This window comes from Bradyrhizobium sp. CB3481, from assembly GCF_029714305.1.
GTDB lineage: Bacteria > Pseudomonadota > Alphaproteobacteria > Rhizobiales > Xanthobacteraceae > Bradyrhizobium.
In genome coordinates this window covers 7,464,872-7,477,411 of sequence record NZ_CP121647.1, presented here as the reverse complement: position 1 = coordinate 7,477,411, position 12,540 = coordinate 7,464,872, and the positions used below count along the sequence as shown (strand labels likewise).

At 64.8% G+C, this 12,540-nt stretch carries 10 protein-coding genes; 6 read left to right on the top strand and 4 right to left on the bottom strand.

What is annotated here, in order from left to right; translation table 11 throughout:
• Positions 1-46: 46 nt before the first annotated feature.
• The 5 genes from QA643_RS36115 to QA643_RS36095 all read left to right on the top strand — a co-directional run bounded on the left by QA643_RS36115 (position 47) and on the right by QA643_RS36095 (position 5,221).
• Positions 47-850 carry a crotonase/enoyl-CoA hydratase family protein gene (locus QA643_RS36115; RefSeq protein ID WP_283030429.1) on the top strand — a complete coding sequence of 268 codons (804 nt, stop codon included), beginning with the start codon at positions 47-49 and terminating at the stop codon, positions 848-850.
• Position 851: 1 nt separating this feature from the next.
• Positions 852-2,738, top strand: coding sequence for a feruloyl-CoA synthase (locus QA643_RS36110; RefSeq protein WP_283030428.1), 1,887 nt, complete (start codon positions 852-854; stop codon positions 2,736-2,738).
• Positions 2,739-2,773: 35 nt separating this feature from the next.
• Entirely contained in the window at positions 2,774-3,535 is a 762-nt protein-coding gene (locus QA643_RS36105) for an SDR family NAD(P)-dependent oxidoreductase (protein ID WP_283030427.1), read from the top strand.
• Positions 3,536-3,562: 27 nt separating this feature from the next.
• Complete coding sequence (locus QA643_RS36100) at positions 3,563-4,003, top strand: thioesterase family protein (protein ID WP_283030426.1); 441 nt, start codon at positions 3,563-3,565, stop codon at positions 4,001-4,003.
• Positions 4,004-4,069: 66 nt separating this feature from the next.
• Positions 4,070-5,221: an ABC transporter substrate-binding protein gene (locus QA643_RS36095; protein ID WP_283030425.1), complete on the top strand. Its 1,152-nt coding sequence runs from the start codon at positions 4,070-4,072 to the stop codon at positions 5,219-5,221.
• Positions 5,222-5,458: 237 nt separating this feature from the next.
• Here QA643_RS36095 and QA643_RS36090 read toward each other — a convergent pair whose 3' ends face one another.
• From QA643_RS36090 to QA643_RS36075, 4 genes are all read right to left on the bottom strand, one after another.
• Positions 5,459-8,032: an EAL domain-containing protein gene (locus tag QA643_RS36090; RefSeq protein ID WP_283035048.1), complete on the bottom strand. Its 2,574-nt coding sequence runs from the start codon at positions 8,030-8,032 to the stop codon at positions 5,459-5,461.
• Between the two features lie 174 nt (positions 8,033-8,206).
• A complete protein-coding gene (locus tag QA643_RS36085; RefSeq protein ID WP_283030424.1) occupies positions 8,207-8,938 on the bottom strand; it encodes an ABC transporter ATP-binding protein in 732 nt (243 codons plus the stop codon).
• On the bottom strand, positions 8,935-10,704 hold the full coding sequence (locus QA643_RS36080; protein WP_283030423.1) for a branched-chain amino acid ABC transporter ATP-binding protein/permease: 1,770 nt from the start codon (positions 10,702-10,704) through the stop codon (positions 8,935-8,937). The genes QA643_RS36085 and QA643_RS36080 overlap by 4 nt, the downstream gene beginning before the upstream one ends.
• Before the next feature lie 4 nt (positions 10,705-10,708).
• Positions 10,709-11,749, bottom strand: coding sequence for a branched-chain amino acid ABC transporter permease (locus QA643_RS36075; protein WP_283030422.1), 1,041 nt, complete (start codon positions 11,747-11,749; stop codon positions 10,709-10,711).
• Positions 11,750-11,943: 194 nt separating this feature from the next.
• Here QA643_RS36075 and QA643_RS36070 point away from each other — a divergent pair, with 194 nt between their 5' ends.
• On the top strand, positions 11,944-12,474 hold the full coding sequence (locus QA643_RS36070; protein ID WP_283030421.1) for a MarR family transcriptional regulator: 531 nt from the start codon (positions 11,944-11,946) through the stop codon (positions 12,472-12,474).
• Positions 12,475-12,540 lie beyond the last annotated feature (66 nt).

Here is a 12,540-nt window from a genome sequence, read left to right as displayed (position 1 = left end):
ATCGTTATAAAACATAACTATTCTGGACAGGAAGCAATAAGAGCCCATGGGAAACGCCGACGCCACCGCCGCTGCGGGTCAGTCCGACCTGCTCAAGATCGAGCAGAAGGGCGCGGTGCTGACCGTCGGCCTCAACCGTCCGGCCAAGCGCAACGCGCTGAACGACGGCATCATCCTCGCGATCCAGGATTGCTTCTCCAATCTCCCCGAGGGCATCGGCGCCGTGGTCGTCCACGGCATTGGCGATCATTTCTCCTCCGGCCTCGATCTGTCCGAACTCACCGAGCATGACGCCACCGAGGGCCTGCGCCATTCGCAGATGTGGCACCGGGTGTTCGACCGCATCCAATATAGCCGCGTCCCCGTGATCGCGGCACTGAAGGGGGCGGTGATCGGCGGCGGCCTGGAACTGGCCTGCGCGGCGCATATCCGTGTCGCCGAGCCCAGTGCCTATTTCGCGCTGCCCGAGGGCCAGCGCGGCATCTTTGTCGGCGGCGGCGGTTCGGTGCGGCTGCCGCGCCTGATCGGCGTGGCGCGGATGATCGACATGATGCTGACGGGGCGGGTCTATTCGGCCACCGAGGGTTCGTCCTATGGCTTCTCGCAGTACCTCACCGAGGAGGGCGGCGCGCTGCCCAAGGCGCTGGAGCTTGCCGAACGCGTCGCTGCGAATGCGCCGCTGACCAATTTCGCCGTGCTGCAGGCGCTGCCGATGATCGCCGAGGCCAATCCGCAGACCGGTCTCTTGATGGAGTCGCTGATGGCGACGGTGGCGCAGAGCGACAAGGAAGCCAAGCGCCGCATTCGCGCCTTTCTCGATCACAAGACCGCAAAGGTGAAGCCGACCTGACATGAGCGCCCAGCCCAGCATGTCCGCCGCCACTGACCCAGCCCGCGCCGGCGATCATCCGCTGCGCCCGATCTCGTTCGGCACGCCCGCCGTGCATGTCGAGCGCCGCGACGACGGCACCATCTATCTGCGCCCGAAGGCGCAATTGCGCGACTATCCGATCCGCATCACCGATCGCCTGCACCATTGGGCCGCCACCGCGCCTGATCGTGTGTTCATGGCGGAGCGCAACGCGGCGCGGGGCTGGCGGCAGATCACCTATGCCGAACTGCTCGCCTCCTCGCGGCACATCGCCTCCGCGCTGCTGGCGCGCGGTCTCTCCGCCGAGAAGCCGGTCGTCATCCTCTCCGGCAATTCGATCGACCATGCGCTGGTCGCGTTCGGCGCGCTCTATGCCGGCATTCCGTTCTGCCCGGTATCGCCGGCCTATTCGCTGGTGTCGCGTGACTACGGCAAGCTCGGCTATCTGATGAAGCTGCTGACGCCGGGCCTCGTCTTCGCCGATGACGCCACGAAATTTTCCGATGCGCTCGCCGCCAACGTCTCGTTCGGGACCGAGATCGCTGCCTCCCGCGGTGCGGTGGCGGGCCGTGACGTCACAACGCTTGCCGATCTGGTGGCGACGCCGCTACATCCGCGTCTCGACGCGCAGCACGAGGCGATCGGCCCGGACACGATTGCAAAATTCCTGCTGACGTCGGGCTCGACCGGCAATCCCAAGGCTGTCATCAACACCCAGCGCATGATCTGCGCCAACCAAGTGATGCTGCGCGAGACGCTGGCGTTCCTCAAGGACGAGCCGCCGGTTATCGTCGACTGGCTGCCATGGAATCACACCTTTGGCGGCAACCACAATATCGGGCTCACGCTGTACAATGGCGGCTCGATGTATCTCGACGAGGGTAAGCCGATGCCCGGCGGCATCGAGGAGACCGTGCGCAATCTCCAGGAGATTTCGCCCACCGTCTATTTCAACGTGCCCAAGGGCTATGAATCGCTATTACCCTATCTGCGCGACGACGCCGCCTTACGCAAAAAATTCTTCGCCCGCCTGCATGCGATGTTCTTCTCGGGCGCTGCGCTGTCGGCCTTCGTCTGGAACAGCCTCGACGAACTCTCGGTTCGCGAGACCGGCTATCGGGTGCCGATGCTGACCGGGCTTGGCGCGACCGAGACCGCGCCATTCTTCATGTCGGTCAATCCGCACACGAGCCGCTCCGGCCATGTCGGCCTGCCGGTGCTCGGCAATGACGCCAAGCTCGTGCCCAACAACGGCAAGCTCGAGGTTCGCGCCAAAGGACCGAACGTGATGCCGGGCTATTGGCGCCAGCCCGACATCACCGCGAAGTGTTTTGACGAGGAAGGCTTCTACAGGATGGGCGACGCGCTCAAGCCCGCCGACCCAGTGAACTTTGACGCCGGCTTCGATTTCGACGGCCGCATCGGTGAAGATTTCAAGCTCGCCAGCGGCACCTGGGTCAGCGTCGGCCCGCTGCGGGCGCGCTTCGTCGCGGCCTGCGCGCCGCTGGTCCGCGACGTCGTGATCGCGGGCATCAACCGCGACGAGATTTCGGCGCTGGTGGTGCTCGATCTCGACGGCTGCCGCCTGATCAATCCCACGCTTCCGCTGGACGATTTGACTGCAGTGGCATCCGATCCGCTGATCATCGAGGCGTTCCGCGAACGGTTTCGGAAGTTTCTCGCCGAAGCCACCGGCTCCTCGACCCGGATCACCCGTGCCGTGCTGCTGGATACGCCGCTGTCGATCGATCGCGGCGAAGTCACCGATAAGGGCTCGATCAACCAGCGCGCCGTGCTGGACAACCGCAGCGCGCTGATCGAACAAATCTATTCACCCGCGCCGCCGGCGCAGGTCATCACGCTGTAACCAAATTTGCACAAGAGCTTGTCAGGGAGAGCACCATGCAGTTGAAGGACCAGGCCGCCATCGTCACCGGGGGTGCATCGGGATTGGGTGCGGCGACCGCGCGCCGGCTCGCGGCGCAGGGTGCCAAGGTTGCCGTCTGCGATCTCAATGCCAACCTCGCCGAGGCGGTTGCGGCTGAGATCGGCGGCGTCGCCGTGGTCGCCGACGTCTCGGATGCGGCTTCGGCGGAGGCGGCGATTGCGAAAGCCGCGGCGGCGCATGGTCCGGCGCGCGTGCTGGTGAACTGCGCCGGCATTGGTGTTGCCAAGCGCGTGATCGGCAAGGAAGGGCCGATGGCGCTCGGCGATTTCGAGAAGGTGATCAAGGTCAACCTGATCGGCTCCTTCAACATGCTGCGGCTGGCGACATCAGCGATGTCGAAGCTCGAGCCGCTGGCGACCGGCGAGCGCGGCGTCGTCGTCTCCACCGCTTCCGTTGCCGCCTATGAGGGCCAGATCGGTCAATCCGCCTATTCGGCTTCGAAGGGCGGCATCGTCGCTATGACGCTGCCGATCGCGCGCGAACTGGCGCAGTTCGGCATCCGCGTGCTGACGATCGCACCCGGGCTGTTCCTCACGCCGCTGCTCGCCAACCTGCCGCAGGAAGCGCAGGACTCGCTAGCTGCGTCGATTCCGTTCCCGCGCCGGCTCGGCCAGGCCGAAGAGTTCGCCTCGCTGGCGCTGCACATGATCGACAACCCCTACCTGAACGGCGAAGTGGTGCGGCTCGATGCCGCGCTTCGCATGGCGCCGCGCTAGCGCATGATGCCTGGTCGAGGATAGTCCATGTTCGTCAACAAGCGGGATGTGCAGATACAATGGGGTGATTGCGACCCCGCCAACATCGTTTACTACCCGCGCTACTTCGCGATGTTTGACGATTCGACCTCGATCATGTTCGAAGCTGCCGGCTTCTCGAAACAGGACATCATCCACAAATATGGTCTGGTCGGCATACCCATGGTGGACACGCGGGCGAAATTCCACATTCCCTCGACCCATGGCGACTGGATCAGAATCGAAAGCCGAATCGAGAGTTTCAAGCGCTCCAGCTTCGAGGTGGTCCACAATGTCTTCAAGGGCGATGCCTTGGCGATCGAGGCGTTCGAGACCCGAGTGCTGGTAGGCAAGCATCCGGACGATCCCGCGAAGCTGAAGTCCGCGCCAATGCCGCCGGAGATCATCGAGCGTTTTATGCGGGGTGACGAGGTCTGCCGCATGACCTAAAGAAGGGGCTGAATTGCGCGTCTGTTTTTGCTTTACACGATAAAGAGAAAATCAAGGGAGGAATGAATGAAGAAGGCTCTTCTGTCCGCGGCGGCCATCGTTGCTGCCCTCGCGCTGCCGGGCTCGCCGGCCGCGGCGCAGACCAACGAAATCACCATCGGCATCAGCATCGTCACGACCGGCCCTGCGGCGGCACTCGGCATTCCCGAACGCAACGCGCTCGAGTTCGTGCCGAAGGAGATCGGCGGCGTTCCCATCAAGGTTATCGTGCTCGACGACGGCGGCGACCCGACCGCAGCGACGACCAATGCGCGGCGGTTCGTGACGGAATCCAAGGCCGACATCATCATGGGCTCGTCGACGACGCCGCCCACCATTGCAGTCTCGACCGTTGCGAACGAGGCGGGGATTCCGCATTTCGCCCTCGCGCCGCTGCCGATCAACGAAGCGCGCATGAAGTGGTCGGTCGCGATGCCGCAGCCGATTCCGATCATGGGCAAGGTGCTGTACGAGCACATGAAGGCGCATGGCATCAAGACCGTCGGCTACATCGGCTACTCCGATTCCTACGGCGATCTCTGGGCCAACGACTTCAAGGCACAGGCCGTGCCGATGGGCATGACCCTGGCGACCGAGGAGCGCTTCGCACGCACCGATACGTCGGTGACGGGCCAGGTTCTCAAGCTGCTCGCAGCCAATCCTGACGCCATTCTCGTCGGCGCCTCCGGCACCGCTGCAGCGTTGCCGCAGAGCACCCTGCGCGACCGCGGCTACAAGGGCCTGATCTACCAGACCCACGGCGCCGCCAGCATGGACTTCATCCGCATCGCAGGTCCCGCGGCGGAAGGCGTAATCATGTCCTCAGGCCCGGTGATGTCGCCGGAATCGCAGCCGGATAGTGCGCTGACCAAGAAGCCGGGACTTGCGCTCAACACCGCCTATGAAGCCAAGTATGGCGCCAACAGCCGCAGCCAGTTCGCCGGCCATTCCTTTGATGCCTTCGAGGTGCTCAAGCGCGTGATCCCGGTGGCGCTCAAGACCGCAAAGCCCGGCACGCAGGAATTCCGCGAGGCGATCCGCCAGGCGCTGATGTCGGAAAAGGAAATCGCCGCCAGCCAGGGCGTCTACAACTTCACCGAAAAGGATCGCTACGGCCTCGACGACCGCTCGCGCATCATCCTGACGGTGAAGGACGGGAAGTACGTTCCGGCGAAGTGAGGGATGGCAACCTCTCGGTTCATCAACGAATTGGAGTCGGCCCTGACTCGCGGGGCCGACTTTTTTCCACCCTCCCCTGGAGGGGAAGGGTCGGCTCATGTTGAGCGAAGAAGATGAGACGGGGTGGGGTGATCTCTCCACTCGGGCACTGTCGGAGGCGGAGAGACCGTCACCCCACCTCGGTTCGCATTTCATGCGAACCGATCCTCCCCCTCCAGGGGAGGATAAGACCGCTTCCTAACCACCGGTCGACGCGATCAACAATGACGGCGTCGGCTGCGAACGGGCCTCATCGACGTTCCTGCGCATCATCCGCGCCTGTGCGGCGACGTGATCGATCAGCCATCGCTCGAACGCTTCGGGCGACATCGCGCGCGCATAGAGATGGCCCTGCACGACGTCGCATCCGAGGGTAGCGAGCAGCTTGCGCTGCCCCTCGGTCTCGACGCCCTCGGCGACCACGGCCATGTTCAGGCTCTGCCCGACGCGCACCACGGCCGTGGCGATCGCGAGCGCGCTGGCGTCGCGCTCGATATCGCGCATGAAGCTGCGATCGATCTTCAATTCGCGGATCGGCAGATGCGCCAGCCGGCTCAGGCTCGAGTAGCCGGTGCCGAAATCGTCCAGCGACAGGCCGACGCCGAGCTTGCGGATCTCATTCATGGTCTCGATCGCCGCCGAGCGCTCGTTCGCCAGCACGCCCTCGGTGATCTCGAGCATCAAGGCTTCGGGCGGCAGGCCGTGGGCCTTGATGGTCTCGGCGACGACGTCGGCGAGCTTCGCGTTCTGGAAGTTCAGCGGCGATAGGTTGACCGCCACGCAAGGCACATCCAGTCCGGCGCTACGCCAGGCGGCCATTTGCCGGCATGCCTCGCGGATCGACCACAGCCCGATCTGCTCGATCAGCCCGACCTCTTCGGCCAGCGGGATGAATTTGGCGGGCGGCACCTCGCCGAGTTCGGAATCATGCCAGCGCGCCAGCGCCTCGACGCCATAGAGGGTGCCGTCGACCGTTCGGGTCTGCGGCTGATAGGCGAGCCTCAATTCGTTATTGGCGATAGCCTGGCGGAGCGCGGCGCTGATCACGAGCCGCTGCTCGGCGAGGCGGTTCATGTCGGCGCTGAAGAAGCGATGGGTGGAGCGGCCGGCCTGCTTGGCCTTGTACATCGCCGCATCGGCCTGCTGCATCAGCGTGTCGATGTCGGTCGCGTTGTCAGGATAGATGCTGATGCCCATGCTGGCGGAAATCGGCACCTGGCGGTTGTCGATCCACAACGGCGAGGCCAGCGCCTGGGTGATCTGCGAGGCGACCAGCGAGGCGCGGGCCGGGTCGCAGTTCGGCAGGACGATGACGAACTCGTCACCGCTTAGGCGGCCCAGCAGGTCGGATGGCTGGATGCGGGCGCGCAGCCGCTTGGCGAACTCGACCAGCAGCGCATCGCCGGCCGAGTGTCCGAGCGTATCGTTGACGTCCTTGAAGTGATCGAGGTCGAGAAAAATCAGCGCGAGCTGCCGGCCCTTGCCTTCGTCGATCGCCTGGGTGACGAGCTGGCGCAGCTGGGCGCGGTTCGGCAAGCCCGTCAGCATGTCGTGATAGGCGAGCCGGGCGATCTGGGCGCGCGCCTCCTTGCGCTCGATCGCCAGCGCGCCGAGATGAACGCAGGCCTCGACGATCCGCTGATGCCAGCGGCTCGGCGCGCGGCATTCCCGGAAATAGAATGCGAACGTGCCGATCACGCGGCCGTCCTTGGCCTTGATCGGGGTCGACCAGCAGGCTTTCAGGCCGACCTCGAGTGGCCGCGCCTTGTAGGGCTGCCAGCGTGGATCGGTGTCGAGATACTCGGCCAGGATCGGCTTGCCGTAATAGGCCGCCGATCCGCACGAGCCGACGTCGGGGCCGATCGTGATGCCGTCGAGCGCGCGCGAATAATCCTCCGGCAGGCTGGGTCCGCCGAGCGGATGCACCAGTCCGTCGGAATCAACATGCAGCACCGAGGCGACGACGTCGGGCGCGATTAATTCGACGCGCCGGCAAAGTCGGTCGGCAATCTCGGTGAGCGGAAGCTCGTCGGCCAGCGCCCCCATGATGAGCTGCTGCAGCGACCGCAATTGCTTGCTTTCGCTGATGTCGCTCAGCAGCGCGAACACATATTTGATGCGCCCGCGATCGTTGCGGAACGCCTTGACGATGGCCGAAACCCAGATCTCGTTGCCATTATGGTCGTAAGCGAGGATTTCCTCCTCCTCGCGGCGGTCATCGCAGATCCGGCGGCGCAGCCTTGCCAACGTCTTGCGGTCGGTCAGCGGCCCGGCGAGCAACTGGTCGACCTGCCGTCCCTGCACCTGTTCGGCCGAATGGCCGAACGCGCCGGAGAACGCCGCATTGGTATAGACGATGCGCAGCTTGCGGTCGGTGACGACGACCGCGCGGGTGGTCTTGTCGGCGACGAGGTTGAGCAGCGCGATCCGCTCGCGCCGTTCGACCTCGGCGGTGACGTCGCGGACGAAGACCATGTAGCTGTCTCGGCCGCCGATCTCGACCCGCGAGACCGAGACGGCAGCGCGAAGCCGGCTGCCGTCGGCACGGCGGATGGTGATTTCGGAATGCGGCTGCAGATCGGTCAGACCGAGGCAGCCTGTGTCGAGGCCGAGAATATCCTTGCGCGAGAGACCCCAGATCGCCTCCGCCGCGGCGTTGAAATGGCTGATCTGCCGATCGGCATTGACGATGACGACCGCCTCGCTTGCCTGCTCGAGCGCAGCCAGCAGGAATTCGCTGGTGTCTGTCGTGGGGCAATCCGAAGTGTGCATCATCCGACCTTGTGACCTGCCAGCCACCATCGGCGCCCGCATCGGGGCGAAAGTGGCAACATTACCGCAAGGTTAGAAGCCCGCGAGTGTTCACGAAGTTGTCCAGCTCACGTTGTGGCGGCGGGAACTCTCATCATGATTACGATTTCGTTAACGAAGGCGGCGCGCGCAATTCTAAATCTCGCTCGCGCCTTCGTGCTGGAAGCCGAGATAGCTCGCCGCGACGCGCTGGTTGCTGGCGATTTCCCTGGCCGATCCCGACAGGATGAACTCGCCGAGCTCCATGACATAGGCGCGATCGGCGATCTTGAGCGCGGCCTGCGCGTTCTGCTCGACCAGTAGCACCGAGACGCCGGCGGCGCGCAGTTCGCCGATGGTGCGGAAGATGTCGGCGACGATGATCGGCGCGAGCCCGAGGCTCGGTTCGTCCAGCATCAGCAGTTTTGGCGCGCCCATCAGGGCACGGCCCATCGCCAGCATCTGCTGCTCGCCGCCGGAGAGCGTGCCGGCGAGTTGCTTGCGCCGCTCCTTCAGCCGCGGAAACAGCGTATAGACGCGCTCGAACGATCTGGCCGCCGTGGCTTTCGGGATCCGGAACGCGCCGAGCAGCAGATTGTCCTCGACATTCATCGTGGCGAACAATTCGCGATGCTCAGGCACGAGGCTCAAGCCCGCCGCAACGCGGTCCTCGATGTCGAGCGTGGCCATGTCGGCGCCGTCAAAGGCGGTGGCGCCCTTGAGCGGCAGCACGCCCATGATGGCGTTCAAGAGCGTGGTCTTGCCGGCGCCGTTGGCGCCGATGATGGTGACGATCTCGTTGTCGGCGACCTCGAGCGAGACCGAGCGGACGGCTTCGACCTTGCCGTAGGCAACGTGGGCGTCGGAGACCGATAACAGCGCGCTCATGCGGTGGCTCCGAGATAGGCCCTGATCACTTCGGGGTTGGTCTTGATCTGGCCAGGCGTGCCTTCGGCGATCTTGGTGCCGAAATCGAGCACCACGATGCGGTCGGCGAGGTCCATCACAAAGCCCATGTCGTGCTCGACCAGCAGCACCGACATGCCGCCGTCACGCAACTGGCGGAGCAGGACGGCGAGCCGCTGCTTCTCCATATGGCGCAATCCGGCGGCGGGTTCATCGAGCAATAGCAGCAGCGGGTCGACGCATAGCGCGCGGGCGATCTCGACGATGCGCTGCTGGCCGAGCGAGAGGCTGCCCGCCAATTGGTCGATCTGCTCGCCGAGGCCGACGCGCTCGATCTGGCGTGCGGCTTCCGCCAGCAGTTTTGCTTCATCGCCGCGGTCGAGCCGGAACATGCTGGCGATCGCGCCCGATGACCCGCGCAGATGGGCGCCGATCGCGACGTTCTCCAGCACGGTCATGTCGGGGACCAGCTTGACGTGCTGGAAGGTTCTGCTGACGCCGAGCTTGACGACCTCCTGCGGCGGCGCGTTGTCGACCTTGCGGCCGAGCACGGAGATGGCGCCGCCGGTCGTCGTCAGCACGCCGGTGATCAGGTTGAAGGTCGTGCTCTTGCCGGCGCCGTTGGGGCCGATCAGCGCGACGATCTCGCGCGCCCCGACGTCGAAGGAGACGTCGTTGACGGCGATCACGCCGCCGAACTGCTTGCGCGCCTTCTCGATCTGCAGCAGCGTGCCTGATGATGCCTTTTCGCGCACGGGCGCGGCCAGCGGAAGCGAGGCATCCGGCGTCTTGCGGGCCGGCTTGATCGGCAGCCGCGACATCAGCCAGGGCCAGACCCCGGTCGGCGCCAACTGCAGCAGGATCACCAGCAGGATGCCGAAGACGATGGTCTCGAGCTGGCTCTGGCCGCCGAAGACATAGGGCAAGTAGCTCTGCAGGATCTCCTTGAGGATCACGACGATGCCGGCGCCGAGCACCCCGCCCCAGACATAGCCGGCACCGCCGACCACGGCGATGAAGAGATATTCGATGCCGGCATGGGCGCCGAACGGGGTCGGATTGGCCGCGCGCTGGAAATGCGCATAGAGCCAGCCGGACAGGCCGGCGAGCACGGCCGCATAGACGAATACCAATAGCTTGGCGCGCGGTGTCTGCACGCCGAACGCCTCGCCGGCGATATGCCCGCGCCGCAGCGCGCGGATCGCGCGGCCGGTGCGGGAGTCCAACAGGTTCATGGTCAGGAGCGCCGAGACCAGCACCGCGATCCAGATCGCAAAGTAGATCGCGCCGGGATCGAGCATCCGGAAACTGCCGATCGAGAGCGGCGGGATGCCCGAGATGCCGTCATTGCGGCCGAGGAACTCCAGCTTGCTGAACAGATAGAACAGCCCGATGCCCCAGGCGATGGTGCCGAGCGGCAGATAATGGCCGGACAGCCGCACCGTGATGATGCCGAGCAGGACGGCGGCGATGCCGCTGACGAGCAGCGAGAGCGGCAGCGTCAGCCATGGCGAGACGCCATAGGCCGTGGTCAATACCGCCGTGGTATAGGCGCCGAAGCCGCAGAACGCGGCCTGGCCGAACGAGGTGAGGCCGCCGACGCCGGTCAGTAGCACGAGGCCCATCGCCACCAGTGCGGCAAGGCCGATATTGTTGAGCAGCACGATCCAGAACGGCGGCAGGCCCGGGATGAACGGGATCGCCGCCGTGACGATCGCGAAGAGGATGAGAGGGGTTCGCTGCTTCATCGCCTCAATCCTTCTCTTCCTCGACTTCAGGCGCTGCGAGCGAACGCAGCATCAGCACGGGAAGGATCAGCGTGAAGACGATGACCTCCTTGAAATTGCTGGCGTAGAACGAGGAGAACGCCTCGACGCTGCCGACGACGAGCGCCGCGACCGCGGTCAAGGGATAACTCACCAGGCCGCCGATGATCGCGGCGATAAAACCCTTCAGGCCGATCAGGAAGCCGGTGTCGTAATAGAGCGTGGTGATCGGCACGATCAGGATGCCGGAAATCGCACCGATCAGCGACGCCAGCAGGAATGCGATCTGGCCCGAGAGGGTGGTGCGGATGCCGACGAGACGGGCGCCGAGGCGGTTGACGGCGGTGGCGCGCAGCGCCTTGCCCATCAGCGTGAAGCCGAAGAACAGCCACAGCGCGATGATGAAGGCGATGGTCAGTCCATACACCGCAAGGCTCTGCCCGGTGAAGCGCAGCGGGCCGACGGTGAGCGCCGCGGTCGAGAGCGCCGGACCGCGCAGGCCCTCGGCACCGAAGAACACGAGGCCAAGGCCCTGCAAAGCGAGATGGCAGCCGACGGACGAGATCAGCAGCACCAGCACCGACGTGTGCGCGAGCGGCTGGAATGCGAGGCGGTAGAGATAGAGCCCGATCGCCGCGACGATCAGCAGCGACAGGGCGATATTGACCGCGATTGGCGTCTTGGGACCGGCGAGGCGATAGGTGAGGGCCAGGATGGCGGCCGGCAGGACGACGTTGAGGGCCAGAGAGCGCAGGATCCGCCTGGGCCGTAACGACCGCCGCGCATCGAACAGGTCGAAGCCGAAGGCGGCGACGCCCATTGCCATCGCCAGCCACACCGTGCCGGGCACCTGGCCTGTTGCCAGCATGGCGTAGCTCAGCGCGCCATAGGTGACGAACTCGCCCTGCGGGATCAGAATGACGCGGGTGACGGCAAACACCAGCACCAGCGCGAGCCCGAGCAGCGCATAGATCGCGCCATTGGTAATGCCGTCCTGCAGCAGGAACAGCATGATCGTCGTATTCAAGACTGGCGCTCCCCCTAAAAGCGTCGCCGATATTGACCCTGATGCGGTCCGTCGGCCGTCCGGATACCTCGGCAGTTGAAAGCTTGCCGATATTTGATATATCCGATAACAATTATCGAATATAACATCAAGGGCCCGGCCACCGGCCAGGGCTTTTTCCAGGGGTGCGAGCCTCACGCCATGACAGTTTCCAAATGACAGTTTCCAAGGCAGCAACCGATGCCGTCAAGTCGCCGCGCAACAACGGCAAGGAAATTGCGGGCGGCGCTGCGGATGGCGCGCCTGACAATGCCGGGCTGCAGCTGGGCGAACTGGCCGATCTGCTCGGCTATTCCCTCAAGCGGGCGCAGCTCAAAGTGTTCGAGGATTTCCTGCGCTGCGTCGCGCCGCTGCAACTGACGCCAGCGCAGTTCTCGGTGCTGCTGCTGCTCGACCGCAATCCCGGGCGTAACCAGACCGAAATCGCCAACACGCTGGGCATCCTCAGGCCGAATTTCGTGTCGATGCTGGACGCGCTGGAGAGCCGCGGCCTCTGCACCCGGATGCGCTCGACCAACGACCGCCGCTCGCACATCCTGGTTCTGACCGATAAGGGCAAGGCGGTGCTGGCGCGCGCCAAGAAGCTCGTCGCCACCAAGCACGAGGCGCGGCTCAACGAGCTATTGGGTTCCGCCAACCGGGTGGCGCTGCTCGAAATGCTGTCGAAAATCGCGGCGGAGTTTTGAGGGCCGACGTCATTCCGGGGCGCGAAGCGAACCCGGAATCTCGAGATTCCCCGGTGCGCAATTGCG

What these genes read in the sequence shown, in the direction of transcription:
- QA643_RS36115 (WP_283030429.1), top strand. Translation starts at nt 47, where the DNA reads ATGGGAAACGCCGACGCCACCGCCGCTGCGGGTCAGTCCGACCTGCTC.
- QA643_RS36110 (WP_283030428.1), top strand. Translation starts at nt 852, where the DNA reads ATGAGCGCCCAGCCCAGCATGTCCGCCGCCACTGACCCAGCCCGCGCC.
- QA643_RS36105 (WP_283030427.1), top strand. Translation starts at nt 2,774, where the DNA reads ATGCAGTTGAAGGACCAGGCCGCCATCGTCACCGGGGGTGCATCGGGA.
- QA643_RS36100 (WP_283030426.1), top strand. Translation starts at nt 3,563, where the DNA reads ATGTTCGTCAACAAGCGGGATGTGCAGATACAATGGGGTGATTGCGAC.
- QA643_RS36095 (WP_283030425.1), top strand. Translation starts at nt 4,070, where the DNA reads ATGAAGAAGGCTCTTCTGTCCGCGGCGGCCATCGTTGCTGCCCTCGCG.
- QA643_RS36090 (WP_283035048.1), bottom strand. Translation starts at nt 8,032, where the DNA reads ATGCACACTTCGGATTGCCCCACGACAGACACCAGCGAATTCCTGCTG.
- QA643_RS36085 (WP_283030424.1), bottom strand. Translation starts at nt 8,938, where the DNA reads ATGAGCGCGCTGTTATCGGTCTCCGACGCCCACGTTGCCTACGGCAAG.
- QA643_RS36080 (WP_283030423.1), bottom strand. Translation starts at nt 10,704, where the DNA reads ATGAAGCAGCGAACCCCTCTCATCCTCTTCGCGATCGTCACGGCGGCG.
- QA643_RS36070 (WP_283030421.1), top strand. Translation starts at nt 11,944, where the DNA reads ATGACAGTTTCCAAGGCAGCAACCGATGCCGTCAAGTCGCCGCGCAAC.